This is a genomic window from uncultured Pseudokineococcus sp., from assembly GCF_947495735.1.
GTDB lineage: Bacteria > Actinomycetota > Actinomycetes > Actinomycetales > Quadrisphaeraceae > Pseudokineococcus.
Genome location: NZ_CANMAA010000003.1, coordinates 197,787 through 223,326, shown reverse-complemented (window position 1 = coordinate 223,326; position 25,540 = coordinate 197,787). Strand labels below are relative to the sequence as shown.

At 75.5% G+C, this 25,540-nt stretch carries 23 protein-coding genes and 1 riboswitch; of the genes, 9 read left to right on the top strand and 14 right to left on the bottom strand.

Annotation, left to right across the window (positions count from 1 at the left end; translation table 11 throughout):
• Positions 1–44: 44 nt before the first annotated feature.
• Positions 45–701, top strand: a complete 657-nt coding sequence (locus tag Q0848_RS06335) for a flavin reductase family protein (RefSeq protein WP_299036145.1) — start codon at positions 45–47, stop codon at positions 699–701.
• Here Q0848_RS06335 and Q0848_RS06330 read toward each other — a convergent pair.
• Positions 698–1,600, bottom strand: coding sequence for a LysR family transcriptional regulator (locus tag Q0848_RS06330; protein WP_299036143.1), 903 nt, complete (start codon positions 1,598–1,600; stop codon positions 698–700). The two genes, Q0848_RS06335 and Q0848_RS06330, sit on opposite strands and share 4 nt — an antisense overlap.
• Before the next feature lie 91 nt (positions 1,601–1,691).
• Here Q0848_RS06330 and Q0848_RS06325 point away from each other — a divergent pair, with 91 nt between their 5' ends.
• The 3 genes from Q0848_RS06325 (at position 1,692) to Q0848_RS06315 (ending at position 7,471) form a co-directional block, all read left to right on the top strand.
• On the top strand, positions 1,692–2,702 hold the full coding sequence (locus tag Q0848_RS06325) for an EamA family transporter (RefSeq protein ID WP_299036141.1): 1,011 nt from the start codon (positions 1,692–1,694) through the stop codon (positions 2,700–2,702).
• Positions 2,703–2,975: 273 nt separating this feature from the next.
• A riboswitch (cobalamin riboswitch) is annotated at positions 2,976–3,147 on the top strand.
• 143 nt (positions 3,148–3,290) lie between these two features.
• Entirely contained in the window at positions 3,291–6,302 is a 3,012-nt protein-coding gene (locus tag Q0848_RS06320; protein ID WP_299036139.1) for a ribonucleoside-diphosphate reductase subunit alpha, read from the top strand.
• Positions 6,299–7,471 carry a ribonucleotide-diphosphate reductase subunit beta gene (locus Q0848_RS06315; RefSeq protein ID WP_299036137.1) on the top strand — a complete coding sequence of 391 codons (1,173 nt, stop codon included), beginning with the start codon at positions 6,299–6,301 and terminating at the stop codon, positions 7,469–7,471. Before Q0848_RS06320 ends, Q0848_RS06315 begins: the two co-directional genes overlap by 4 nt.
• A 102-nt stretch (positions 7,472–7,573) precedes the next feature.
• On the opposite strand, the gene Q0848_RS06310 is transcribed toward Q0848_RS06315, so the two are convergent.
• The 8 genes from Q0848_RS06310 to Q0848_RS06275 form a co-directional block, all read right to left on the bottom strand.
• Positions 7,574–8,239, bottom strand: a complete 666-nt coding sequence (locus tag Q0848_RS06310; protein ID WP_299036135.1) for a copper resistance CopC family protein — start codon at positions 8,237–8,239, stop codon at positions 7,574–7,576.
• Between the two features lie 149 nt (positions 8,240–8,388).
• Complete coding sequence (locus tag Q0848_RS06305; RefSeq protein ID WP_299036133.1) at positions 8,389–9,150, bottom strand: YcnI family protein; 762 nt, start codon at positions 9,148–9,150, stop codon at positions 8,389–8,391.
• Between the two features lie 288 nt (positions 9,151–9,438).
• Positions 9,439–10,056 (bottom strand): hypothetical protein, encoded by a 618-nt coding sequence (locus tag Q0848_RS06300; RefSeq protein ID WP_299036132.1) that lies wholly within the window; start codon positions 10,054–10,056, stop codon positions 9,439–9,441.
• Positions 10,057–10,129: 73 nt separating this feature from the next.
• The gene (locus tag Q0848_RS06295; RefSeq protein ID WP_299036130.1) at positions 10,130–10,567 is read right to left on the bottom strand and encodes a DUF1810 domain-containing protein; all 438 of its coding nucleotides are present in this window, start codon (positions 10,565–10,567) and stop codon (positions 10,130–10,132) included.
• Between the two features lie 88 nt (positions 10,568–10,655).
• Positions 10,656–11,039 (bottom strand): PGPGW domain-containing protein, encoded by a 384-nt coding sequence (locus Q0848_RS06290; RefSeq protein ID WP_299036128.1) that lies wholly within the window; start codon positions 11,037–11,039, stop codon positions 10,656–10,658.
• Between the two features lie 103 nt (positions 11,040–11,142).
• Positions 11,143–11,877: a cation transporter gene (locus Q0848_RS06285; protein WP_366146455.1), complete on the bottom strand. Its 735-nt coding sequence runs from the start codon at positions 11,875–11,877 to the stop codon at positions 11,143–11,145.
• Between the two features lie 86 nt (positions 11,878–11,963).
• Entirely contained in the window at positions 11,964–12,338 is a 375-nt protein-coding gene (locus Q0848_RS06280) for a helix-turn-helix transcriptional regulator (protein ID WP_299036124.1), read from the bottom strand.
• Between the two features lie 75 nt (positions 12,339–12,413).
• Positions 12,414–13,397 (bottom strand): LLM class F420-dependent oxidoreductase, encoded by a 984-nt coding sequence (locus Q0848_RS06275; protein WP_299036123.1) that lies wholly within the window; start codon positions 13,395–13,397, stop codon positions 12,414–12,416.
• Between the two features lie 283 nt (positions 13,398–13,680).
• On the opposite strand from Q0848_RS06275, the gene Q0848_RS06270 reads away from it, so the two are divergent.
• Positions 13,681–14,847 (top strand): DNA glycosylase AlkZ-like family protein, encoded by a 1,167-nt coding sequence (locus Q0848_RS06270; RefSeq protein WP_299036121.1) that lies wholly within the window; start codon positions 13,681–13,683, stop codon positions 14,845–14,847.
• 50 nt (positions 14,848–14,897) lie between these two features.
• On the opposite strand, the gene Q0848_RS06265 is transcribed toward Q0848_RS06270, so the two are convergent.
• Entirely contained in the window at positions 14,898–15,056 is a 159-nt protein-coding gene (locus tag Q0848_RS06265; protein WP_299036119.1) for a hypothetical protein, read from the bottom strand.
• Between the two features lie 502 nt (positions 15,057–15,558).
• Between Q0848_RS06265 and Q0848_RS06260 the strand changes: the two genes are divergently transcribed.
• A complete protein-coding gene (locus Q0848_RS06260; RefSeq protein WP_299036117.1) occupies positions 15,559–17,094 on the top strand; it encodes a cryptochrome/photolyase family protein in 1,536 nt (511 codons plus the stop codon).
• A gap of 53 nt (positions 17,095–17,147) precedes the next feature.
• Here the strand turns inward: Q0848_RS06260 and Q0848_RS06255 are convergent, their stop codons facing one another.
• The 4 genes from Q0848_RS06255 to Q0848_RS06240 form a co-directional block, all read right to left on the bottom strand.
• Positions 17,148–17,837 (bottom strand): bacteriorhodopsin, encoded by a 690-nt coding sequence (locus Q0848_RS06255; RefSeq protein ID WP_299036115.1) that lies wholly within the window; start codon positions 17,835–17,837, stop codon positions 17,148–17,150.
• A gap of 105 nt (positions 17,838–17,942) precedes the next feature.
• Entirely contained in the window at positions 17,943–18,485 is a 543-nt protein-coding gene (locus Q0848_RS06250; RefSeq protein WP_299036113.1) for an anthrone oxygenase family protein, read from the bottom strand.
• A 36-nt stretch (positions 18,486–18,521) separates the two neighbouring features.
• Complete coding sequence (locus Q0848_RS06245; protein ID WP_299036111.1) at positions 18,522–20,159, bottom strand: alpha-amylase family glycosyl hydrolase; 1,638 nt, start codon at positions 20,157–20,159, stop codon at positions 18,522–18,524.
• Complete coding sequence (locus Q0848_RS06240) at positions 20,156–21,229, bottom strand: TIGR03885 family FMN-dependent LLM class oxidoreductase (RefSeq protein ID WP_299036109.1); 1,074 nt, start codon at positions 21,227–21,229, stop codon at positions 20,156–20,158. Before Q0848_RS06240 ends, Q0848_RS06245 begins: the two co-directional genes overlap by 4 nt.
• 86 nt (positions 21,230–21,315) lie before the next feature.
• Here Q0848_RS06240 and Q0848_RS06235 point away from each other — a divergent pair, with 86 nt between their 5' ends.
• The 3 genes from Q0848_RS06235 (at position 21,316) to glgX (ending at position 25,509) form a co-directional block, all read left to right on the top strand.
• The gene (locus Q0848_RS06235; RefSeq protein ID WP_299036107.1) at positions 21,316–21,975 is read left to right on the top strand and encodes a GntR family transcriptional regulator; all 660 of its coding nucleotides are present in this window, start codon (positions 21,316–21,318) and stop codon (positions 21,973–21,975) included.
• The gene (locus Q0848_RS06230; RefSeq protein WP_299036105.1) at positions 21,972–23,381 is read left to right on the top strand and encodes a nitrate/nitrite transporter; all 1,410 of its coding nucleotides are present in this window, start codon (positions 21,972–21,974) and stop codon (positions 23,379–23,381) included. The genes Q0848_RS06235 and Q0848_RS06230 overlap by 4 nt, the downstream gene beginning before the upstream one ends.
• 79 nt (positions 23,382–23,460) lie before the next feature.
• Complete coding sequence (glgX, locus tag Q0848_RS06225) at positions 23,461–25,509, top strand: glycogen debranching protein GlgX (protein ID WP_299036103.1); 2,049 nt, start codon at positions 23,461–23,463, stop codon at positions 25,507–25,509.
• The last annotated feature ends 31 nt before the right edge of the window (positions 25,510–25,540 follow it).

Here is a 25,540-nt window from a genome sequence, read left to right as displayed (position 1 = left end):
ACGAAGGGGGCTCAGCTGCACGGGGGAGAGCGCAGGAGGCGTCGATGACCGCTCGGGCCGACCGGGACGTCCACTTCTACGAGCCCGCCGCGGGGACCGGGCTCCCGCACTCGCCGTTCAACGCGATCATCGCCCCCCGGCCGATCGGCTGGATCTCGAGCCGCTCGGCGGGCGGGGTGCTGAACCTCGCGCCCTACAGCTTCTTCACCGCGTTCAACTACGAGCCGCCGATCATCGGCTTCGCCAGCAACGGCGCCAAGAACACCCTCGCCAACGTGGAGGCCACCGGCGAGTTCTGCTGGAACCTCGTCAGCCGGGACCTCGCGGAGGCCATGAACGCCACCGCGGCGCCGGAGCCCCCGGAGGTCGACGAGTTCGCCCTGGCCGGCGTGACCCCGGCGCCCTCGCGCGTCGTCGACGTCCCGCACGTCGCCGAGTCCCGGACCGTCTTCGAGTGCCGCCTCACGCAGGTCGTCGCGCTGCGCACCGCCGCGGGAGAGCTCACCGGCACCAGCGTGGTCTTCGGCGAGGTGGTCGGTGTGCACATCGACCGCACGCTGCTCGTCGACGGCGTCTACCAGACCGCGCTGGCCGACCCCGTGCTGCGCGCCGGTGGACCGAGCGCCTACTTCACCCTCGACGAGCAGAACCGCTTCGACCTGGACCGGCCGGCCTCCGGTCGCCCTCCTGCGGCGCGCTAGGGCGCCAGCTCCGCCGCGAGCGCCGCCAGCTCGCCGAGGACCAGGCGCACGAGGGGGCGTTCAGCCTTGTCCGGGCGCACGAGGGCGTCGACGAGGCGGCCGGCGCGGACGCCGGTGAGGGGCAGGAGCCGGACGCCGGGGTGGGAGCCGCAGGTGTAGCGCGGCAGCAGCGAGATGCCGTGGCCGGCCGCGACCAGGGCGAGGACGACGTGGAAGTCGTTGATGCGCTGGACGACCCGCTGCGGGCCGTGGGAGCCGCCGACGGCCTGGGAGACGTGGGCGACGGGGAAGCCCTCGCGCACGGCGATCCAGGGCTCGTCGACGAGGTCGCGCGGGGTGACCGACGCCCGGTCGGCCAGCGGGTGGTCCAGCGGGACCGCGACGTCGAGCGGCTCGCGCAGCAGCGGGGTGGTGCGGACCTGCGCGGGCAGCGCCGTCCAGGCGGGGTCGCTCTCGGGGCGGTGGGCGATGACGACGTCGAGCCGGTCGGTCAGGGCGGCGAAGGCGTCCAGGGCGACGTCCTCGTCGGAGCAGGCGACCTCGACGCCGGGGAAGCGGGCGAGGCGGGTGAGCAGCCCGGGCAGGAGCAGCTCGGCGCCGCTGGAGAAGGCGGAGACGCGCACGAGACCGGTCGGCCGGTCCAGGGAGGCCCGGGCGGCGGTGCGGGCCCGCTCGAGCGCGGCGGCGACGTCGACGGCGGCGTCGGCCAGCGCCTCGCCCGCCGGGGTCAGGCGCAGGCGCCGGCCGTCGCGCTCGGTCAGGGGCGTGCCGGCGGCGCGGGCGAGGGCGGCCAGGCGCTGGCTGACCGCCGACGGGCTCACGTGCAGCACCGCCGCGGCGCGGGTGACGCCGCCCTGGCTGCGCAGGGCGGCCAGGGCGGCCAGCGCGTCGACGTCCACGGGAGCAGCGTCGCACCGTTCAGCGCTGCTGAAGCGTCGATGACGGAGATGTCGATGGACTGCACGGACGTCGCACCCCGAGGCTGGCGAGGTGCCTCTTCGTGACCGCGCCCTGGCGTGCCTCGTGGCCCTGCTGTGGGGCCTCAACTTCCCGGCGACCGAGCTCGCCCTCGCGCACTTCCCGCCGCTGCTGCTGGTGGCGCTGCGCTTCGCCCTCCTCGCCGTGCCCACCGTCCTGCTGGTGCCCCGCCCGCAGGTGCCGCTGCGCTGGCTGCTCGGCTACGGGCTCGGCTTCGGCGTCCTGCAGTTCCTCTTCCTCTACACCGCCATGGACGTCGGGATGCCGCCCGGCCTGGCCTCGATCGTCCTGCAGTCCTCCGCGCCGTTCACCGTGCTGCTGGGCGCGGTGCTGCTGCGCGAGCGGCTCACCGGCCGCCGTGCTGCTGGCGTGCTCGTCGCCGTCGCCGGCCTGGTCGGCATCGCCGTGCACCGAGGTGCCGCCGACGGCGGCGCGCCCGTCCTCGCCGTGCTGCTCACCCTCGCCGGCGGGCTCGGGTGGGCGCTGGGCAACCTCTCCAGCCGCCTCGCCGCCCCGCCGCGCCCGCTGCACCTCGTGCTGTGGATGACCGTCGTCCCGCCGCTGCCGATGGCCGCCGCCTCCCTCCTGCTCGAGGGGCCCGGGCGGGTGGCCACCGCGGTCACCACCGCCACCGCGAGCAGGACCGGGCTGCTCGCCTTGGCGGGCCTGGCCTACGTCGTCGTGCTCGCCACCGTCGTCGGGTCGGGGCTCTGGACGGCGCTGCTCGCGCGGCACCCCTCGGGCGTCGTCGCCCCGTTCTCCATGCTCGTGCCCGTCGCCGGCGTCTCCTCCTCGTGGCTCCTGCTCGGCGACCGCACGCCGCTGGTCGAGGTCGCCCTCGGCGCGGTCGTGGTCGCGGGCGTCCTCGTCGGCGCCGCGCCGCCGCGCAGGGGGCGCTCGCGACCGCTCCTCGATGTCGCAGCAGCCCGGCCGGTCTCCCGCGGAGCTGGGCCGGTCGGTCGTCCCGCAGCGCCGGGTGGGGAGCCCCTGACCCCCGCCTCGCCGACGCCGCCCCTCCCGTGAGGGGGAGCCGGAGCCGCGCCCGACCGACGGGCGCGGCGTCCGGCGGAGGCGGCTCCGGTCACGGCCCCGGCGTGCAGCGCCTGGGGACGACAGGTGGACGGACGGGGGAGAACCGGGGGACGAGCGGTCCTCGGAGGGGGGACCGCCTGTGGACGACGGGCGACACGCCGACACGACATCTGGGGGCCTTCGCGCCACCGGCCCCCCGCATGTAGTGTCAGCGCTGCTGGAGGTCCGGCCCCCCGAGTCCGCGTGACGAGGGAAGGCCGGGGCAAGAGGGAACCCGGTGGGAGTCCGGGACTGCCCCGCAGCGGTGAGCGGGAACGAGAGCCGTCACCGGTGCCCGACGAGAGCCGGGCGCCGGGTGCAGCACTGGGCGGGAGCCCGGGAAGCGACGGCCGGTAGGTGGGTGCGCGAGCACCCGCGCCCGCGAGTCCGAAGACCTGCCTCCGGTGCGCGCGCCGGCCGGTGCGCGCCGTCCGGAGCCTCGTGGGTGGGCTCGTGGCGACGCAGGCGCGCCCCCGTGCGCGCCGTCGTCGGCACTCCTCCCCGCAGCGCCGGACACACGGCTCGTGAGGAGACAGCTCGATGACCCAGACCGCCGAGCGGCCGGTGCCCGCCGCCGCACCCCCCACCACCGCAGCCGGGCAGCCCGCCCGCATCGCCGTCCTCAAGCGCGACGGCGGCGTCGCGGCGTTCGAGCCCGCCAAGATCTCCGCCGCCATGCGCGCCACGTTCCTCGCCGTCGAGGGCCAGGGCGCCGGCGGCAGCAGCCGCGTCCGGGAGCTCGTCGACGTCCTCACCGGCCAGGTCGTCACCGCCCTCGAGCGCCGCTACGGCGCCGGCCGCTCCGTCGACGTCGAGGAGATCCAGGACCAGGTCGAGCTCGCCCTCATGCGCTCGGGCGAGCACCGCGTGGCGCGCTCCTACGTGCTCTACCGCGAGGAGCACGCCCGCCTGCGCGCCGCGGCCGCCGCCCTGCCCGACCCCGACTCCGCGACCCCGGACCAGCAGGGGCTCGCGCTGCCCGAGATGCCCGGTGGCGCCCGCATCCCCGACCTGCGCGTCACGGCTCCCGACGGCTCGCAGGCCCCGCTCGACGTCGACCGCCTGCGCCTGGTCATCGGCGAGGCGTGCGCCGACCTCGACCCCGCCGTCGACGCCTCGGCCGTGCTCGCCGAGACGGTCCGCAGCCTCTACGACGGCATCACCGCCGCCGAGCTGGCCCAGGCGCCCGTCCTCGCGGCGCGCTCCATGGTCGAGACCGAGCCCGACTACAGCCGCGTCAGCGCGCGGCTCCTGCTCGACGTCCTGCGCACCGAGGTGCTGACCCTGCTGGCCGGCGAGCCGCAGCAGGCCAGCCAGGCGCAGATGGCCGAGCGCTACTCGGACTACTTCGCGGACTACGTGCGCCACGGCGTCGCGGACGAGCGCCTCGACCCCCGCCTGCTCGAGTTCGACCTCGAGCGCCTGGGTGCGGCGATCCACCCCGAGCGCGACCTGGCCTTCACCTACCTCGGCCTGCAGACGCTCTACGACCGCTACTTCCTGCACACCGGCGGTGTCCGCTTCGAGATGCCGCAGGCGTTCTTCCTGCGCGTGGCCATGGGCCTCTCGCTCGAGGAGGACGACCGCGAGGCGCGGGCGATCCAGTTCTACGAGGCGCTCTCCAGCTTCGACGTCATGACCTCGACGCCCACGCTGTTCAACGCCGGCACCGTGCGGCCGCAGCTGAGCTCGTGCTTCCTCACGACCGTCGACGACGACCTGGACTCGATCTACTCCGGCATCCGCGACAACGCCCTGCTCGCGAAGTTCTCCGGCGGCCTCGGCAACGACTGGACGCCCGTGCGCGGCACCGGCGCCTACATCAAGGGCACCAACGGCGAGAGCTCGGGCATCGTCCCGTTCCTCAAGGTCGCCAACGACACGGCCATCGCCGTCAACCAGGGCGGCAAGCGCAAGGGCGCCGTCTGCGCCTACCTCGAGACGTGGCACATCGACGTCGAGCAGTTCCTGGACCTGCGCAAGAACACCGGTGACGACCGCCGGCGCACGCACGACATGAACACGGCCAACTGGGTGCCGGACCTCTTCCTCCAGAGGGTCGAGGCCGACGGGCAGTGGACGCTGTTCTCGCCGGACGAGGTGCCCGACCTGCACGACCTCTACGGCACGGCCTTCAAGGAGCGCTACGAGCACTACGAGGCCGAGGCGGCCGCCGGCCGGATCAGCGTCTCGCGCACGGTGCGCGCCAAGGACCTGTGGCGCCGGATGCTCACGATGCTCTTCGAGACCGGCCACCCGTGGATCACGTTCAAGGACGCCTGCAACCTGCGCTCCCCGCAGCAGCACGCCGGCGTCGTGCACTCCTCGAACCTGTGCACCGAGATCACGCTGAACACGAGCAAGGACGAGGTCGCGGTCTGCAACCTCGCCTCGGTCAACCTCGCCCAGCACGTGTCGCCCGAGGGCCTCGACGTCGAGAAGCTGCGCCGCACCGTCCAGACGGCCGTCCGGATGCTCGACGACGTCATCGACATCAACCTCTACACGATCCCGCAGGCGGAGAACTCCAACCGCAAGCACCGCCCGGTCGGCCTGGGGCTCATGGGCTTCCAGGACGCGCTGTTCACGCTCGGCCTGCCGTACGCCAGCGAGGCGGCGGTGGAGTTCGCCGGCACGAGCATGGAGGCCATCAGCCACGCGGCCATCAGCGCGTCGGCGGACCTGGCCGAGGAGCGCGGCGCCTACGAGTCCTTCCCGGGCTCGCTCTGGAGCCAGGGCGTGCTGCCGCACGACTCGGTGGCCCGCGTGGCGCAGGCCCGCGGCGGCGACCTCGACCAGCCCGTCACCGAGCGCCAGGACTGGGCCTCGCTGCGCGAGCGCGTGCAGCGGGTCGGCGTGCGCAACAGCAACATCATGGCGATCGCGCCGACGGCGACCATCAGCAACATCGTGGGCGTCAGCCAGTCGATCGAGCCGCAGTACCGCAACCTGTACGTCAAGGCGAACATGAGCGGCGACTTCACCGTCGTGTCCACCTCGCTCGTGCGCGCCCTGAAGGAGCGCGGGCTGTGGGACGACGTCATGGTCAGCGACCTGAAGTACTACGACGGCAGCCTCGGCGCCGTGGACCGGGTGCCGGACGACCTGAAGGCGGTGTACGCCACCGCCTTCGAGGTGGACCCGCAGTGGCTGGTCAAGGCCGGCTCGCGCCGCCAGGTGTGGATCGACCAGGCGCAGTCGCTGAACCTGTACGTGCTCGAGCCCAACGGCCGCACCCTGGACGAGCTGTACCGCAGCGCCTGGCGCAGCGGGCTCAAGACGACGTACTACCTGCGCAGCTCCAGCCGCACGCACGTCGAGAAGTCGACGCTCAAGGGCACCGACGGCCGGCTCAACGCCGTCGCCGTGGCCCCCGCCGCACCGGTGGCAGCCGCACCGGTGACCGGTGCGCCTGCGGCCGCGGCAGTGGCGTCCTTCCCCGTGGCGCCGGTCATGTCCGCCCCGACGGCGCCCGCCGCCGTCGTGCCCGCTGGTGCGCCGCAGCCCGCGGCGTGCTCCATCGACGACCCCGAGTGCGAGGCCTGCCAGTGACGCTCGACTGGGACGACGCTCCCGCCACCACGCCCCCCGCCCCGTTCGTCCCCGGCGCACGCACGTCGGGCGACGCGGCGACGGCCGTCTCGCCGGACCCGTCCGCGGGGACGGCGTCGGCCACCGGCCTCGGCAGCCTCGACCGCAGCGGCGGCCGCGTCGAGGTCTCCGAGAAGCGGATGATCAACGGCCGCGCCGACGTCAACCAGCTGCTCCCGATGAAGTACACGTGGGCCTGGGACAAGTACCTGGCCGGCTGCGGCAACCACTGGATGCCCACCGAGGTGTCCATGCAGGCCGACATCGCGCTGTGGAACAGCCCCGGTGGCCTCACCGAGGACGAGCGGCTCATGCTCAAGCGCAACCTCGGCTTCTTCGCGACGGCCGAGTCGCTCGTGGCGAACAACATCGTGCTCGCGGTCTACCGGCACCTGACCAACCCCGAGTGCCGCCAGTACCTGCTGCGCCAGTCCTTCGAGGAGGCCGTGCACACGCACACCTTCCAGTACATCTGCGAGAGCCTCGGCCTGGACGAGGGCGAGCTCTTCAACATGTACCGCGAGGTGCCCTCGATCGCCGACAAGGACTCCTGGGCGCTGCAGTACACCCAGGCCCTCGAGGACCCGGACTTCCGCACCGGCACCCCCGAGACGGACACCCAGTTCCTGCGCGACCTCATCGCCTTCTACGTGATCTTCGAGGGCATGTGGTTCTACACCGGCTTCGCGCAGATCCTCTCGCTGGGCCGCCGCAACAAGATGGTGGGCATCGCCGAGCAGTACCAGTACATCCTGCGCGACGAGTCGATCCACCTGAACTTCGGCATCGACACGATCAACCAGATCAAGGCCGAGAACCCGCACCTGTGGAGCGAGGAGTTCCAGGCCGAGGTGCGGCAGATGCTCACCGAGGCGTGCGAGCTGGAGGTCGCCTACGGCCGCTCGACGATGCCGCGCGGCCTGCTCGGCCTCAACGCCGACCTGTGCGAGCAGTACATGCACTTCATCACCAACCGCCGCTGCGGCCAGCTGGGGCTCGCCCCGGTCTACGCCCCGGTGGACAACCCGTTCCCGTGGATGAGCGAGGTGATGGACCTGGGCAAGGAGAAGAACTTCTTCGAGACCCGGGTCATCGAGTACCAGACCGGCGGCGGCCTCAGCTGGGACTGACCCCGCACCGGCTCTGAGCGCACGCGACGACGGCCCGACCACCTGCCAGGTGGTCGGGCCGTCGTCGTCTGCTTCCCGTCGGTGCGGCGCGGCCGCCCGGTCTCAGCGCGTGCGGGGCCGGCGGCGGGAGAGCACGGCGCCGGCGATCCCCGCCAGGACGACGAGCGCCGCGACGACGCCGACGGCCGTCCACGGGACGCCGCCGTCCGCCTCCGCCGACGTGGTCGCCGCGTCGGACCCGTCGACGACGTCCGACGAGGGCGGCGCCGCGGGGGCGCTCGTCGTCGGCGCGGGCTCAGCCGGGGGAGCGGGCGCCGTCGTGGTCGGGCTGGTCGGCGCCGGCGCCGCGACGTCGAGCGTGAAGGGCACCTGGCCGCTGATCGGGTGGCCGTCGGAGGACGTCACCCGGTAGACGACCTCGTAGTCGCCGGCGCCCAGGTCGGCGGGCACGGCGATGACGACGTCGCGGCCCTCCACCTGGGTCTCGGCGTCGCTGACCAGCCCGCCGGCGTCGTCGTGCACCTCGAGGACGGTGCCGAGCTCCTGCACCTCGGAGGAGAAGGTCAGCACGGCCTCCGCCGGGACCCCGGTGAGGACGGCGCCGCTCTCCGGGTCGGAGCTCACCAGGCGGTCGTGCGCCGACGCCGGCAGCGCGGCGAGCAGGACGCCCGCCAGGGCGCCCGTGGTGACGAGCGCCGCACGGGCGCCGCGTCCCCGAGGGTCGCGGGGGGAGGGCGCGGCGGGAGCGGTCGGTCGGGCGGTGGTCACGGAGGCTCCTGAGGTCGAGGGACGCGGGGCGGCACCCGCGGCGGGGGAGGGCGCGGGGAGCGGGAGGACGCTCGTGCAGTCGTTCGTCACCGGGCGGCCCGCGGACGGGGTGGTCGGGCGTGCGGGTCGGCGCGACGGCCGGTCCCGCCTCACCGTGCCACCCGACCGCGCGAGGTCCGCGCCGAGACGGCGACGACGAGCGCGAGCAGACCGAGCGCCAGCCCGCCGCCGGCGAGCCAGCGAGCGGTGGTGTCGGCGCCCTGGGCGCCGGACGCCGCCGCGCTGGTGTCCGGCGTCGCGTCGGTCTCCGCCGCCGCTCCGTGACCGGCGTGCGCCGCGTCCCCACCGGCCGCAGCGGTGGTGGTGACGACGGGGGCGGGCGCCTGCGGCTCGTCCTCGCCCTCGACGGCCGGCTCGTCCCAGGCGACGACCTCGCCGTCGGAGTAGGTCTGCGTCGCCGGCAGGACGACGTCGGTCCCCTCCTCGGGCAGCGGGCCCGCCGAGACGGTGAACCGCTGGAACTCGCCAGGCCCGATCTGCACGCCCTCGTCGGCGGTCCAGGTCACCGACAGCGGCGCCTCGGTGATCTCCCCGCCCTCCACCGCCACCGGGTCCGGGAGCTCGCCCCGGACGACCTCGGCGGTCCAGCCGGGGACGGGCTCGACGCTCACCGAGGTCAGGGGGGTGTCGGTCGGCAGGTCGACCGCGAGCGACACGGTGCCCGCGGTGTCGGACTCGTTCGGCACCCGGAAGGTCAGGACGCCGTACCCGCCGGCCGCCGGGTCGTCAGCGCTCACGCGCACGTGGGCCGAGGCGGCCAGCGCGGGCCCGAGGACGAGGGCGCCGACGAGCAGACCCGTGGCGCTGGAGCGGGCGAGGTGGGTGGGGCTGGTGCGGGGAGCGGTGGTCATCGGTCCTCCAGGAGGTGCAGCGGCCGGCGGGGCCGGCGGCGAGGCGGGGGTGCGGCGCCCGAGGGCGTCGGCGAGGTGTCCGGGGTCCGCGCCAGGGGCGCAGGAGGCCCCGGCAGAGCGGGAGCGGCTGCTGCAGGGGAGGACGAAGTCCTCGTCGCGCAGCGTCTGCGCAGGTCAGCGGCGTGCGCGGACGCCGGTCGCGGACTTCGTCCTCCCCGTGCGCGGGGTGCCGGCGAGCAGGACCGCCCGAGGGCGAGGCGTCGCCGGGGGACGAGGAGCGAGAAGAGGTCAGACGGCCGGCGCGAGCGCCGGCGGGCCGCGCCGCGGCCGCGTGCTGAGCACGACGGCGCGCGGCAGCGCAGTGCGCACGGCGCGCGTGCGGCGGGCGCTCGGGGCCGGGCCGTCGACGACACCGGCGAGGAGGACGAGCAGCGCGGGGAAGGAGCGGGTGAGCCAGGCGACGGCGACGGCCCAGGCGCGGTCGGCTGACACGGCGGCGAGCGCGGTGACGAGCGTCGCGAGCACGTGGGCCAGCACCATGCCGGTCGAGGCGGCCTCGACCGCGGCGTCGACCGGGCCGGGCCCCAGCGGGACCACGAGCCCGTGCCCGTGCGAGGCGGCCTGGGTCGGTGCCTGCGCCTGCGCCGGGACGGCGAGGGCCGCGAAGGCCGAGTGCAGGAGCACCTGGCCCAGCCCGAGGACGGGCAGGAGGGTCCGGTGCCGCAGCCGCCGCCGGCCGAGGACGGAGGCGCCCGCGAGGACCAGGGCGCCCGTCAGGGCCAGGAGCAGCGGGTCCGGGAGGTCGCCGCCGCCGAGGACGTGGGCGCCCGCGGCGAGGGCGAGGAGGAGCGCGGCGACGAGCGCGGCGCGCAGCCGCTGCAGCGCCCGCTCGTGCCCCTGGTCCACGACGCGAGGCTACGCCGGGCACCGTGCGTCACCGGGTGCGCCCCTCGGCCGGGGTGACCTGCGGGTGCGCGCCTCAGAGGCGGGACGTGGTCGCCTCGTCCTCCTCGCCCCCGTAGTACTGCGCGAGCACGGCGCGGAACACCTCGGCGTCCTCCCCGGAGGCGTCGGCGGCACGGGCGAACAGCGTCATCGACGAGCGCACCTTGAGGGCGTCCACGCTCCCCAGCACGGCGGTGGGGTCGCTGCCGGGCAGGTCCGCCAGCGCCCGGGCGCACTCGCGGAGCCGGGGTCCGAGCACGGGGTGGGCGAGGTAGGCGCGCGCGTCCGCGAGCCCGGCGAGGGCGTAGTGCTGCGCCGTGCCCGAGCGGCCGAGGCCGGCCACCTGGGGGAGCACGAACCAGATCCAGTGCCCCTGCTTGCGGCCGGCGCGCAGCTCGGCGAGCGCCTGCTCGTAGGTGCCGCCGCTGTCCTGGGCGTCGACGAAGCGCTGCAGGTCCGTGGTCTCGCTCATCGCCCCATGCTCCGACCGGCGGCCCGGGCACGCCAGCCCCGGCGCCCGGGCGTCCGGGCGTCCGGAGCGCCTGCCCCGGCCGGCCGCGTCAGACGGGCTTGCGGTTCCCCGCGTGCCGCGCCCACAGGACCGTGACGACGAGGAAGAGACCGCTGGCGGCCATGAGCGCACCCGTCAGCCCCGTCATGTACGGCAGGTCGACACCGCGGAGGGCGAGGACCCCGATGGCGAGCGACACCGCGGCCGACCCCAGCGCGACCAGGGTGGCCCTGCGGCGGTTGGCCACCTGGCGCATGCCCGCCTCGGCGCGGGTGCGGGCGAAGCCCAGCGGCCGCTTGGCCCAGGCGAAGCGCGTCGCCAGCACGGCCAGGCCGGCCGCCACGAGGATCATGCCCGGCCCGGGCAGGACCAGCAGCGCGATCCCGGCGAGGGTCATGAACCCCCCGACCACGGCGACGACGACAGTGGGCACGGCATCTCCTCGCGGTGTCAGCGGGGCAGCGCCCCGCGAGGACGAGCGTGCCACGCGCGCGCGGCCGCCACACGGCGTGGTGAGGTCCGCGCGGTGGGAGGGATCAGCGCCCGGACGAGCAGCAGCCGTCGGCGTCGTCGTGCTGCGCCGCACCGCTGGTCGCGGGGGAGCAGCAGGCGTCCTGGCTCCCGCGGTGCGCCGCCTCGTCCGCAGCCGGTGCCGCGAGGGCGACGACCGGCGTGCAGCACGTGTCGCCCCTCCACGCCTCGAGCCCCTCGCGGGCGGCGAGGCCGGCGATGACGAGGGCGGCGAGCGGGTCCGCCCACGACCACCCGAGCGTCGCGTTGAGGACGAGGCCCACGAGCAGCACCGCCGACAGGTACGTGCAGAGCAGCGTCTGCTTGGAGTCGGCGACGGCCGAGGCCGAGCCGAGCTCCCGCCCGGTGCGGCGCTCGAACCAGCTGAGGAACGGCATCACGGCGAGGCTGGCCGCCGCGAGGGCGATGCCCACGGGCGAGCGGTCGGGCTCGGCGTCCCCGAGCAGGGTGCGGACGGCGTCGACGGCCACGAAGGCCGCGAGGGCCCAGAACGCGATCGCGATGGTGCGGACCGCCGCGCGCTCGCGGGTGCGGGGGTCGGGGGCGGCGAACTGCCAGGCGACCGCCGCGGCGGACAGGACCTCGACGACCGAGTCCAGGCCGAACCCGACGAGCGCGGACGACGACGCCAGGTGCCCGGCGGTCAGGGCGACCACGGCCTCGACGGCGTTGTAGGTGATCGTCGCGGCCACGACCCAGCGCACCCGGCGGGTGAGGAGGGCGGTGCGCTCGGGCGTCAGCCGCGCCGCCGCGGCGGTCGCGCGGGCCCCGCCGCAGCAGGTGTCGTCCTCGAGCCGGAGGGGGGTGGTCGGCTGGCGGTCGGGGCTCACGGCGCCACCCCGCCGCTCGTGGCGAGCCGGTCGGCCGTCCTGCGGGCGGCCCCGGTGCTCGCGCTGCCCGGCGGGCAGGCCGCGTCGGCGACGAGGACCGCGTCGACGAGGTCTCCCAGGGCGTGGCCGAGGCGGCCGTCGGCGAGCTCGTAGCGCACCCGCCGGCCCTCCGGGACGGCGACGACGAGCCCGCAGCCCCGCAGGCAGCTGAGGTGGTTGGACAGCGACTGGCGGCTCACCCCCAGGTCGTCGGCGAGGTCCGAGGGGTAGCCGGACCCGTCGCGCAGGGCCAGCAGCACCCGGGCGCGCGTCGGGTCGGACAGGGCGTGGCCGAAGCGGGCCAGCACCGCGGCCGGGGTGAGGGTGTCCACGACCGAGACGGTACACGCCCCCGTGTACCGACGGCCGTGCGCGCCGGCCCGCCCTCGCCTGCCGACGGCCCGCCTTCAGGCGAGGGCGGGGACGACCTCGCGCTCGAAGAGCTCGAGGCCCGAGGTGTCGTAGGCCGCCTCGGCGAAGTAGGTGATGGCGTAGGTCATCCCGAGGTCGCCGACCTCGCGCAGGGCCTCGACGACCTGCTCGGGCGTGCCCACGGCGGGTCCGCTCCGCAGGCCCTCGACGACCTCGTCCGCCTTCTCGGGCAGGACGGCGGCCACCCGGGCGCGGACCTGCGCCAGCCGCTCCTCGACCTCGGCCTCGTCGCGCCCGATGACCACGTTGTAGTTCGCCGAGCGGGTGATCTCCCCGTAGTCGCGCCCGAGGTCGCGGCAGTGGCCCTCGAGGACGGACGACTTGTGGGCGAAGCCCTCGGCCGAGCCGTCGAAGTTCGTGTACTGCGCGTACCGCGCGGCCGTGCGGAGCGTCTTCTTCTCGCCGCCACCGGCGACCCAGAACGGGATGCCGCCGTCCTGCAGCGGCAGCGGGCGGCAGATGGCGCCGTCCACCTGGTAGTGCTCGCCGTCGAGGGTGGCGACGCCCTCGGTCCACAGCTGGCGCATGACCTCGACGCCCTCCTCGAGCATCGCGAGGCGCTCGCCGGCGCGGGGGAAGCCGTAGCCGTACGCGCGCCACTCGTGCTCGTACCAGCCGGCGCCGATGCCCATCTCGACCCGGCCGCCGGAGATGACGTCCACGGTGGCGGCGACCTTCGCCAGGAGCGCGGGGTTCCGGTAGCCCATGCACGTGCACATCTGGCCGAGTCGCACCCGCTGCGTGACGGCCGCGAAGGCGGCCATGAGCGTCCACGCCTCGTGCGTCGCGTCCTGCGTGGGCGCGGGGACGGTGTGCATGTGGTCGTAGACCCACACCGACTCCCACGGGCCCGCGTCCGCGCGCTGGGCCAGGGTCTTCATGACGGGCCAGTGGTCGGCGGGGTCGAGGCCGGCGAGGTCGAGCCGCCAGCCCTGGGGCACGAAGAGTCCGAAGCGCATGGCCGCGACGCTATGCCTGCGGCGACCCGCCGTGGCGCGAACGCGCCGCCGGGACCGGCGCTCCGTCCCTCTCCCGCCACGACGTCCGCCGTGCGCGCGCCCCCGGCGCCGACCTGGGCCGTCGGCGAGCTGCGGGGCGGGTCGCGCGAGGCGACCTGCCGAAGTCCGCCGTGCGGGCGACCGCAGCGCGCTGGCCTGCGGTGACGCCGGGCCACCGGGACTTCTGCAGGTCGCCCGGCGCGAGCCCTTCTCCGCGCGCCCCGCGCGTCCTACCGTCGGCCGGGTGGCTGGCCCCGCGGTCCCCGCCCTGCCCGTGACCCGGCGCCGCGCGCTGTCGGCTCGGCTCGTGGCCCAGCAGCTCGACGCGCGCACCGACGCCGTCGCCGAGCTCGCCGTCCTCGACGTCGGGCTCGCGGACACCCCGTACGGCTCCGCGCGGGTGGCTGCGTCGGCGCGCACCCGCGGCCCGCTCGACGACGTCGGGCGTGCGGGCGGCCCGCTGCCGCTGGTGTGGGCGACCCGCGGCGCCCCGCACGTGCACCGGGTCGGCGACCTCCCGGCGCTGGCCCGCGCGCTGCACCCGCGCTCCGACGAGGACGTGCGCGCCCGGCTCACCTCGCCCCAGGCGGCCGCCGGGCGGGCGCTCGGGCTCGAGGCCTGGCGCCTCGCGACGGCGGCGGCGCGGGCTGTGGCGGCCGAGCACGGCGGGTCGGTCGCGAAGGGCGACCTGAGCCGGGGGGTGAGCGACCGCGTGCCCGCCGAGCTGACCCACTGGTGCCGCCCGTGCGACGCCCAGCACGTGACCTCCCTGGTCTTCCAGCCGACCGCCTTCCAGGCGGGCCTGGCGCTGGACACCTCGGCGCGGACCCTCGTGCTGCGGTCGCTCGACGACTGGCCGGAGGGCGACGGCCCGGACGCCGCCGCGGCGACCGCCCACCTGCGCCGGCTCCTCGACCTGCACGGCCCGGCCTCGCCGGGCGACCTGGCGGCGCTCGCCGGGACCTCGGTCCGTGCGCTGCGCCCGGCGCTGCCCGAGGACCTCGTGCCGGTCGAGGTCGACGGCCGGCGGGCGCTGGCGACGCCCTCGGTCGTGGCGCTGCTGGAGGACCCGGCGGTCGAGGAGCGCGCGGCGGCGTCCGTGCGCCTCCTGCCGCCGGGCGACCCGTGGCTGCAGTCGCGCGACCGGGAGGTGACGGTCCCGGACACCGCGCTGCGCAAGGACGTGTGGCGGATCCTCGGCAACCCGGGCGTCGTCCTCGCCGGCCCCGAGGTCGTGGGGACCTGGCGAGCGAAGGCCGGCTCGCGTCGTGCGAGCGGGCGGCGCGACGACATCACCGTCACGGCGGTCGGTGACCTGTCGGCCGCCGTGCGCGCGGCGCTCGAGGACGAGGCCCGCCGCGTCGGCGTCGCGCGAGGCGCTGACGACGTCCGCCTGGACGTCCAGGGCTGAGCCGGACCGGCCCCGGCGTCCGGCAGCCCCGGCGTCCGGGAGCTCGCGGGTCAGCGGCCTCGCGTCACCGCCCACCCGACCGCCACTCCCGCGAGGGCCCACACGGCGCCCAGCCCGAAGCAGGCCATGGGGATCCAGAAGGGGACCTGCAGCTCGTCGTGGGCGGCGTCGCAGCACCCGGCGGTGCGGTGGTCGGCGGTCGTGCTCATCGTGCCCTCCAGGGGGTCGCTCGGACGGGCGCCGTCGGTGCCGGCGCCCGAGGACGCGAAGCGGGCGTCGAGGTCGATCTCCAGCGTCCAGGCGGCGTCCGCGCACCCCAGCCCGGAGATCTTGGAGTATGCCGCGATCGCACGCGGGCGGCTCGAGTCCGACGATCCGCAGCATCCTGGCCGAGGGATCATGACGGACGTCGGACTCGACCGGCGTCGACGTGCGCAGCGGCCACCGCGAGACGCGCGAGCGCTCCACCCGGCACCGCGGCGGCTCCCCCCACCCCCGCACTTCGTCGACTCTGTGCCGACCGCAAGCGTCCACGACGGCGATCTGCCGACAGAGTGCGGGAGGAGGGGCCCCTCCCGCGCGATCTGCCGACAGAGTGCGGGAGGAGAGGCCCCTCCCCGGGGATCTGACGACGGAGTGCGGGGTGGGGAGGGCTGGACCTGGCGGCGCGACCGGCGGGCGTGCGGGCCTGTTCTGGCTGAGCATTCGTCCATGGCGACAGCACCCGGGCCGACCCGCTGGCTCTTCGGCGACCAGCTCGGCCCGCACTTCCTGGGCGACGTCGAGAACCCGGGCGACGACGGCGAGCAGCCGGTCCTCCTCATCGAGTCGCGGAAGGTGTTCACCCGCCGCCGCTTCCACCGGCAGAAGGCCCACCTGATCCTGTCGGCGATGCGCCACCGCGCCGCGGAGCTGGGGGACCGCTGCACCTACTACCGCACCGACACCTACGCCGAGGGCCTGGCGAGGCTGCCGCGGACGGCGCTGCCGCTCAGCGTCTGCTCGCCCACGTCGCGCCAGGCCGAGGACCTCGTGCGCTCCCTCGACGGCTCGGGCGACCTGCCCGCCGTCGAGGTGCTGCCCGACCGGGGCTACGCGACGAGCCGGCAGGACTTCCGCCGCTGGGCCGACGGCACCAAGCAGCTGCTCATGGAGGACTTCTACCGCCGCGCCCGCCGCGCGCACGGCGTCCTCATGGACGGCGCCGAGCCCGTCGGCGGCACGTGGAACCTCGACCACGAGAACCGCGAGCCCCCGCCGAAGGGCGCCGAGACGCTCGGGCTGCCGGGCGTCTGGCTGCCCGTCGAGGACGAGATCGACGAGGAGGTGCGCGCCGACCTCGACCGCTGGGAGGCCGACGGCGACGTCTCCTTCGTCGGCCGCGACGGCCCCCGCACCTTCGCGGCCTCGCGGGCCGAGGCGCTCGCGGCGCTCGACGACTTCGTCGACCACCGCCTGCCGGCCTTCGGCCCGCACGAGGACGCGATCCTCGAGCGCGACGAGTGGATGGCGCACTCGATGCTGTCCGCGCCCATGAACCTCGGGCTGCTCGACCCGCTGGAGTGCGTCGAGCGGGCCGAGGACGCCCACCGCGCCGGCGACGCGCCGCTGGCGTCGGTGGAGGGCTACGTGCGCCAGATCATCGGCTGGCGCGACTACATCTGGCACGTCTACTGGTACGCCGGGGCGGACTACACGCAGCGCAACGCGCTCGCCGCGCACGAGCCGATCCCGCAGTGGTTCTGGGAACTGGACGCCGACGCCGTCGAGGCGCGCTGCCTCTCCTCCGCCCTGCGCGGGGTCCGCGACCGCGGGTGGGTCCACCACATCCCGCGCCTGATGGTGCTGGGCAACTACGCCCTCCAGCGCGGCTGGGACCCGGCGGAGCTGATGGCGTGGTTCCAGCGCAGCTTCGTCGACGGCTACGACTGGGTGATGGCGGCCAACGTCATCGGCATGAGCCAGCACGCCGACGGCGGCCTCATGGCCACCAAGCCCTACGCCTCGGGCGGGGCGTACATCAACCGGATGAGCGACCACTGCAAGCCCTGCCGCTACAAGCCCACCGTCCGGGTCGGGGAGGACGCGTGCCCCTTCACGGCCGGCTACTGGTGGTTCCTCGACCGCAACGCCGAGCGGCTCGAGGGCAACTTCCGGATGGGGCGCGCGCTGCAGGGCCGGCACCGCCTCAAGGACCTCGAGGCGCTCGTCGAGCAGGAGCGCCAGCGCGGCAGCGACGCGCCGTGACCCCCGCCCGTCGCCGCCCCCGCGGGCGGCGACGGGGCGGGATCGGGGGCAGCTCAGGCGACGCGGAGCTCGCCGCGGCGGGAGAGGGTCCGCAGCTCCGTCAGGTCGACGACGCTCCACACGACCTTGGACACCGCGGGGAGCAGGACGAACAGCGCGGTGTCGGTGGTCTGGCCGACCAGGCCGAGGCCGGACGGGCCGAGGAGCCAGACCAGCGGGTACCCCAGCCACAGCAGGCTGAGCAGCAGCGCCACCCGGCGGAAGGCCGCCGCCATGGCGGGGGGCTGCTGCTCGGCGAGGCGCCGCAGCGGTCCCCAGACGAGCGCCAGCACCGCCACCAGACCCAGCCAGCCGAGGCCGTGCAGCGCGTAGCGCCACGCGGCGGCCTCGGCGAGGTCCGCCAGCGCCCCCGCCGTGATCATGACCACGTCGGCGGCGACGAGGGCGGCGACCAGGCGCCGCGGGAACCGCGGCAGCGCGTGGGTCGCGGTCAGCGCGAGGGCCACCAGCAGGAGCGGCGTGGTGACGACCCAGTCGACGTAGCGGGCCCAGTACGTCGTCTGGCCCGCGACCTCGGTCTGCCCGCCGCCGAGCGCCATCACGGCGTACCAGGTGCCGGACCAGACGGGGATCGCGGCCGCGACGACGTACTCGACGCGGGGGACGCCGAGCGGGTTCCGCGCCCACACCCCGAACACCACGGCGCCCAGCGCCATGACGCCCACGTACGACCACAGCCACACCTCGTCACCACGTGACCACCCCCTCGAGCCGCCCACCCTCACGGAGTCCTCGAGGGGCGGCAACCGCGTGCGCGGGGCGGAGCACCGCTCGCGGCAGCGAGCCGGTCACGCGGACGCCGTCGACGCGGTCCTCCGGGGCTGCTGCTGCCGCGCCGCCCAGGGCGACCCACGACGACCGCCGCCGGTCGGCACGGCGGCCGCCGCGACGACCAGGGTGCCCGCCAGGGCCGTGAGGGCCCGGCGCGCGACGTGCGCGCGCTCCCAGGCGCCCCACGTCTCGCGCCAGCCGGGCACCTCGACCTCGGGGCTCCAGGTGCGCAGCTGCTCGTTGATCGGGACGTGGACCCGGACGGTGAGCACCACCGCGGCGGCGACGGCCAGCACCGACGCCGACCGCAGCGCCGCCTCCGCGGGCTCCCGGCGCACCACGACCGCCGAGGCCCCGAGCCCGGCGACCGCCGAGGCCACGGACGGGACCGGCCCCGCCCGGCGCATCACCGCGTCGGCGCGCTGCTGGTGGACCACGAGCTCGGCGAAGCCCGCGCGCCGGCGGAGCCCGGTGAACGGGTCGACGGCCACGGCGAGCACCAGCGCGGCCGTCGCGAGGTCGTGGCCGAGGCGGGCGGCCGGGGCGGCGGAGGCGTCCACGCGCGCATCATCCCCGCGCCGGTCCTCCCGGTGCGCTCAGGCCCCGTCGCCGAGCCAGCGGTAGCCGTAGCGGGGGAGCGTCAGCGCGAGCCCGTCGGCGGGCACCTCGACGGGCTCGCCGGAGAAGAGGTCGACGACGTCGCCGTCGAGGACGTCGCCGGGCAGGCGGACCTCCACCTCCGCGTCGGCGAGGTTGTGCAGCGCCGCGGTGGTGCGCCCCCGCCACGTGCTCGCCGAGGCGAGCACCCGCTCGTCGCCGACGTCGAGCAGCTGCAGCACGCCCGGGCCGAGCTCGGGGCGGGAGCGGTAGCAGGCCACGAGGCGGCGCATCGCGTGCAGGAGCGAGCCGGGGTCGGCCTCCTGCGCGGCGACGCCGGTGGGGGCGTCGCGGTCCCAGCGCAGCGGCGTCCGGACGGCGACGCGGCCGGGCACCGAGAGGTCCTCGCCCTGGCCGACCTCCTCGCCGTAGTAGAGGACGGGGACGCCGGGGACCGAGAAGACCAGCGCGTAGACCATCTCCATCCGCGCCCGGTCGCCGTCGAGGATGGTGGGCAGGCGCAGGCGCAGCCCCCGCCCGAACAGCTGCTGGTCCTCCCGGGGGCCGAAGGCGGCGAGGACCTCGGCCCGCTCGTCCTCGGAGAGCTGGTCGAGGGTGAGCTCGTCGTGGTTGCGCGCGAAGACCCCGAAGGACTTGCCGTCGGGGAGCACCGGGCGCGAGGCGAGCGTGCGCCGCAGCGGCTCGGAGGTCCCGCGCGCGAGCGCCAGGTACATCGACTGGTTGAGCGTGAAGTCGAAGTTGATCGTCATGCGGTCGCCGATGCCGCCGAAGAAGTCCGCCTGCTGCTCGTAGGGCAGGTTGACCTCGCCGAGCATGAGGGCCTCGCTGCTGCGGCGGGCGAGGAAGGTCCGCATGACGTCGAGCATCCGCATCGACTCGTCGAGGTGCTCGGAGTGCTCGCCGCCCTGGCCGGCGTCCTCGGGCCCCGTGCCGTCCGGGTCGCCGGCGTCGTCGGCGTCACCGGTGCGGCTGGCCGTCTCCACGAAGAACGGCACGGCGTCGACGCGGAAGCCCGCCACGCCGAGCTGGAGCCAGAACCCCATGATCCGCAGGATCTCGTCGCGGACCTCCTCGTTCGAGGTGTTCAGGTCGGGCTGGGAGCTGTAGAAGCGGTGCCGGTAGTGCTGGCCGGCCGTCTCGTCGTAGGACCAGATGGAGTCCTCGGCGTCGGGGAAGACGTTCTGCGCGCCCTCGTCCGCGGGGTCCGGCTCGTCGCGCCACACGTACCAGTCCCGGTAGCGCGAGGAGCGGCTGGACCGCGCGTCCTGGAACCACGGGTGCTCGGCGGACGTGTGGTTGACGACGAGGTCGACGAGCACGCGCATCCCGCGCTCGCGGCAGGCGCGCACGACCTCGACGAAGTCCCCGAGGCTGCCGGTCTCGGGGTCGACGGCGTAGTAGTCGGTGATGTCGTAGCCGTCGTCGCCCTCGGGCGAGGGGTAGAAGGGCTGCAGCCAGACGAACCCCACGCCGAGGCGGCTGAGGTGGTCCAGGTGCTGGCCGAGGCCGACGAGGTCCCCGTGCCCGTCCCCGCTGGAGTCGGCGAAGCGCTCGACGTCGAGGCAGTACCCGACGCTCGTCGTCCACCACTCGTCGGCGGTCGTGGTGAGCCTCACGCCCCCGCCCCCTCGAGGGCGGCGGCGAGGGGGCGCGGCGTCCGCTCCGCCAGCGCGCCGGCCGTCGTGCCCGGCCCGGTGGTCCCCACGAGCGGCTCCGGCGCGGTGACGCCGAGCTGCGGCAGGAGGTCGCGCCCGGCGGCGTCGAGCCAGGCGTCCTGGTCCTGCCCCACGAAGTGCAGGTAGACGCGGTCGAAGCCGACGTCGACCATCTCGTGCAGGCGCTCGGCGAGGCGGCCCATGTCGTGCTCGACGACGACCGGCCCGTCGACGCCGGCGGGCGTGACCTGGCGGCCGACGTCGTCGAACTGGGCGGGGGTGGCCAGCTCGGAGAGCACCTGCGAGCCGAAGACGTTGGTGCGCCACTGGTGGTGGGCGAGGGCGAGCGCCTCGTCGCGGCTCGGCGCCCAGGCGACGTGCACCTGCAGGCACAGCGGGCCGCGGCCGCCGGCGTCGCGGTAGGCGCCGGAGACCTCGCGCAGCACCTCGGGGGAGGAGTTGACGGTGATGAGCCCGTCGGCCCAGCTGCCCGCCCACGCGGCGGTGCGGGCGCTGATGGCGGCGGCGAGCAGCGCGGGGGCGGCCTCGACCGGCGGGCGGCTCCAGACCCGCGCGCGGTCGACGTCGACCCGGCCCCGGTGGGTGACCTCCTCGCCGGCGAGCAGGCGGCGCACGACGTCGACCGTCTCGGCCAGGCGCGCGTCGCGCTCGTCCTTGGTCGGCCACGGGGTCCCGGTGACGTGCTCGTTCATGAGCTGGCCCGTGCCCAGGGCGGCCCAGAAGCGCTGCGGGAACATCTCGGCCAGCGTCGCGACCATCTGGGCGCTGATCGCCGGGTGGTAGCGCTGCCCCGGCGCGTGGACGACGCCGAAGGTCAGGCTCGTGCTCGTCAGGGCGGCGCCCAGCCAGCTCCAGGCGAACCCCGACTGCCCCTGGTCGCTGCTCCACGGGGTGATGTGGTCGGAGCACATGGCCGCGCTGAAGCCGACCTCCTCGGCCCGCACGACGTCGCGCAGGAGTCGGCTGGGCGGGATCTGCTCGTGGGAGGCGTGGAAGCCGACGACGGTCACGGCCCGGGACGGTAGTGCCCGCCGCGGCGTCCGCCGGGTGGACGCGCGCGCCGTCACCCGGTCGTGGCGGGCACCATAGATGCATCATGTGTCCCACCTCTCCTCCCGACGCCCCTCCCGCGCCGGCCTCCCAGCGGGTCTACGCCCACCTCAAGGCCGGGATCCTGGACCGCACCTACCCCGGCGGCACCCTCGTCACCGAGGGCGAGCTGGCCGAGCGCACCGGCGTCAGCCGCACCCCGGTCCGCGAGGCGCTGCTGCAGCTGCAGGCCGAGCGGCTGGTCCAGCTCTTCCCCAAGCGCGGCGCGCTCGTCCTGGCCGTGAGCGACACCGAGGCCCGCGACGTGCTGGAGGCCCGCGAGCTGGTCGAGCGGTGGGCCGCGCCGCGCGCGGTCGAGGACCGCGAGCGCGTCCTGCCGCTGCTGGACGAGCACCTCGCGGCCATGCGCGCCGCCCGCGCCGAGGGTCACGCCGCGGCGCTCGTCGAGGCCGACCGCGCCTTCCACGAGACGCTCGTGGACGCCGCCGGCAACGCCGTGCTCTCACGCCTGTACGCCTCCCTGCGCGACCGGCAGCTGTGCATGGGCGTGGCCAGCATGGACATGGGGACGGCCCGGCAGGACCGCGCCGTCCGCGAGCACGCCGCGCTGCGCGACGCCCTCGCCGCGGGGGACGCCGAGGCCTTCGCGCGGCTGGCGGCCGAGCACGTCCGCGGGGCGGGCGACGTGCTCCGGGGCGTCCGGTGAGCCGCCCCGGCCCCGCGGGCGCCGGACCCGTGACCGCGGCCCCCGCGGGCGCCGGACCCGCGACCGCGGCCCCCGCGGGCGCCGGGGCCTCGACCCCGTCCCCGCGCCGCACCCGGGCCCGCGCCTACGTGGTCTGGAGCGTGGGCGTCCTGGCCTACGTCATCGCCGTGTTCAACCGCACGTCCCTCGGCGTCGCCGGACCCGCTGCGCTGGAGCGCTTCTCGACCGGCACGGCCGTCCTGTCGGTCTTCGCCGTCGTGCAGCTGGTGGTCTACGCCGGCATGCAGGTGCCCGTCGGCGTGCTCGTCGACCGGTTCGGCACCAAGCGCCTGCTCGTCGCCGGGGCCACGGCCATGGTGGCCGGGCAGGCGGTGCTCGCCGTCGTCACGGACGTGCCGGGCGCCTTCGCGGGCCGCGTGCTCGTCGGGCTCGGCGACGCCATGACCTTCATCAGCGTCCTGCGGCTGGTGCCCGCCTGGTTCGCGGCCAGCAGGGTGCCCGTCCTCACCCAGGTGACGGGCATCCTCGGCCAGCTCGGGCAGGTCCTGTCGGCCATCCCCCTCGCCGCGGTGCTCGCGGGGCCGGGCTGGTCGGTCGCCTTCGGCGGCGCCGCGGGGGTCGGCGCGCTCGTCGCGGTCCTCGTCCTCGTCGTCCTGCGGGACGCGCCGCCGGACGTCGCCGTCGTCCGCCGCCGCCGGGCGCCCGCGGAGGTGCGCGGCGACCTGGTCGGCGCGTGGCGCGAGCCGGGCACGCGGCTGGGGTTCTGGTGCCACTTCACGTCGCAGTTCTCCGGCATGGTCTTCGCGCTGCTGTGGGGCTACCCGTTCATGGTCCAGGGGCTCGGGCTCACCCCCGTCGAGGCCGGCGCGATGCTGACGCTGCTCGTGGCGGGCGGCATCGCCACCGGGCCGGTGGTCGGCCGGCTCACGGCGCTGCACCCGCTCCGGCGCTCCTACCTCGTGCTCGGCATCATCGGGACGACGGCGCTGGCGTGGACGGTCGTCCTCGCCTGGCCGGGCGAGGCGCCCCTGGGGCTCGTGGCCGTGCTCGTCCTCGTCCTGTCGGTCAACGGGCCGGGCTCGATGGTCGGCTTCGACTTCGCGCGGACCTACAACCCCCCCGACCGCCTCGGGACGGCGACGGGCGTGGTGAACACCGGCGGCTTCACGGCGTCGCTGCTGACGATCCTGGGCATCGGGGTGGTGCTCGACCTGCTGGCGGGCGACGCCGTGCCGGCGCTGGGCGACTTCCGCGCGGCCTTCGGCCTGCAGTACCTGGTCTGGGGGTTCGGGGTGGTGATGATCGTGCGCACGCGGCGGCTGGCCTGGCGCGACCTGCGGGAGCGGGGCGTCGACGTCCTGCCGCTGGCCCGGGTCTGGCGCAGCCGCCCGCTCTGGCGCGCCTGACGCCCGTCCGGGGCGACGTCCGCGCACGTCCTGCGCACCGAGTCGCGGCGCCGCGCACCGCGTCGCAGGATCACTGCCTGTGACTCCTCCTCGCTCCCGCCCCTACCCGCTCGGCGCCACGTGGCGCGACGGCGTCCTCGACGTCGCCGTCTACTCCGAGACGGCCGACGCCGTCGACGTCTGCCTGTTCGGCACCGCCGACGACCCGACCGAGGAGCGCCGCGTCCGGCTCACCGAGCGGACCGGGCACGTCTTCCACGGCCTCGTCGACGGGGGCGGGCCCGGCACGCGCTACGGGCTGCGCGTGCACGGCGCGTGGGACCCCGCGAAGGGCCTGCGCCACAACGCGCACAAGCTGCTGCTCGACCCGTACGCGCGCGCCGTCGAGGGCATGTGGACGTGGGGCGAGGAGGTCTTCGGCCACCACCACGACGCGCCGGACACCCTCAACGACGCCGACTCGGCGGGCTCCTGCCCGCGCGGGGTCGTCGTGGACGACGACTTCGACTGGGGCGACGACGCCCCGCCGCGCACGCCCATGGCCGAGACGGTCGTCTACGAGGTGCACGTCAAGGGCTTCACGCAGCAGCACCCGGACGTGCCGGAGGAGATCCGCGGCACCTACGCGGGCCTGGCCCACCCCGCGGCGATCCAGCACCTCGTCGACCTCGGCGTCACGGCCGTCGAGCTGCTGCCGATCCACCAGTTCGCCCAGGACAGCCACCTGCTCGAGAAGGGGCTGCGCAACTACTGGGGCTACAACTCCATCGCCTTCCTGGCGCCCCACAACGAGTACTCCTCGGCCGGCGACGGCGGCGCGCAGGTGGCGGAGTTCAAGGCCCTGGTGAAGGCGCTGCATGCGGCGGGCCTCGAGGTCATCCTCGACGTCGTCTACAACCACACCGCCGAGGGCAACCACCTCGGGCCGACCCTGTCGCTCAAGGGCCTCGACAACGGCTCGTACTACCGGCTCGTCGAGGACCAGCCCGCGTCCTACTTCGACACCACCGGCACGGGGAACAGCCTCAACGTGGGCCACCCCGCCGCGCTGCAGCTGATCATGGACTCGCTGCGCTACTGGGTGACCGAGATGCACGTCGACGGCTTCCGCTTCGACCTCGCCACGACGCTCACGCGCCAGGACGGCGACGCCGAGGTGCACAGCGCGTTCCTCTCGCTCGTGCACCAGGACCCGGTGCTCGCCCGGGCCAAGCTCGTCGCCGAGCCGTGGGACGTGGCGGGCTACCAGGTGGGCGGCTTCCCGGCGCGGTGGTCGGAGTGGAACGGCAAGTTCCGCGACGACGTCCGCGACTTCTGGCGCGGCGCCGACGGCGCGCTGGGCGCCCTGGCGCAGCGGGTCACCGGCAGCCCCGACGTCTACGAGGGCGCGGGCCGCTCGGCCCTGTGCAGCGTCAACTTCATCACCGCCCACGACGGCTTCACCCTGGCCGACCTGACGATGTACGCCGAGAAGCGCAACGAGGCCAACGGCGAGGACAACCAGGACGGCGAGAGCGACAACCGCAGCGACAACAACGGCGCGGAGGGCCCCACGGCCGACGCCGAGGTCGACGCCCAGCGCGAGCGGCAGCGCCGCAACCTCATGGCCACCCTGCTGCTGTCGGCCGGCGTGCCCATGGTCCTCGGCGGGGACGAGATCGCGCGCAGCCAGGGCGGCAACAACAACGCCTACTGCCAGGACGACGAGATCTCCTGGTACGACTGGGCCGACGCCGACACCGCGCTGCAGGCCTTCACGGCGCAGCTCGTGGCCCTGCGACGCGAGCACCCCGTGCTGCGCCCGCGCTGGTACGGCGACGAGGGCCCCGGCACCCGCTCGGTGCGGCTCCTGCGCGCCGACGGCGCGGACATGGAGGACCAGGACTGGCAGGACGCCAACGCCAAGTCGCTCGGCGTGCAGATGACGCCGGGCGAGGGGGCGGAGGAGGACTCCTCGTTCCTGCTCCTGCTCAACGCCGCCGACGGCCCCGTGGACTTCACCGTCCCCGACGCCCCCGCCGGGCACTGGGAGCTCGCGGTCTCCAGCGACCCCGAGCAGGAGGTCGGCAAGCGGGTGAAGGAGCTCTTCGTGCGCGACCGCTCCTTCACGCTGCTCCGCTCGGCCTGACGCCGGCGGGCGTCGTCGGGCGCGACGAGGC

Coding starts and splice junctions, on each gene's coding strand:
- Q0848_RS06335 (WP_299036145.1), top strand. CDS start 45: ATGACCGCTCGGGCCGACCGGGACGTCCACTTCTACGAGCCCGCCGCG.
- Q0848_RS06260 (WP_299036117.1), top strand. CDS start 15,559: ATGGCGACAGCACCCGGGCCGACCCGCTGGCTCTTCGGCGACCAGCTC.
- Q0848_RS06295 (WP_299036130.1), bottom strand. CDS start 10,567: ATGAGCGAGACCACGGACCTGCAGCGCTTCGTCGACGCCCAGGACAGC.
- Q0848_RS06265 (WP_299036119.1), bottom strand. CDS start 15,056: ATGAGCACGACCGCCGACCACCGCACCGCCGGGTGCTGCGACGCCGCC.
- Q0848_RS06320 (WP_299036139.1), top strand. CDS start 3,291: ATGACCCAGACCGCCGAGCGGCCGGTGCCCGCCGCCGCACCCCCCACC.
- Q0848_RS06275 (WP_299036123.1), bottom strand. CDS start 13,397: ATGCGCTTCGGACTCTTCGTGCCCCAGGGCTGGCGGCTCGACCTCGCC.
- Q0848_RS06305 (WP_299036133.1), bottom strand. CDS start 9,150: ATGACCACCGCTCCCCGCACCAGCCCCACCCACCTCGCCCGCTCCAGC.
- Q0848_RS06235 (WP_299036107.1), top strand. CDS start 21,316: ATGTGTCCCACCTCTCCTCCCGACGCCCCTCCCGCGCCGGCCTCCCAG.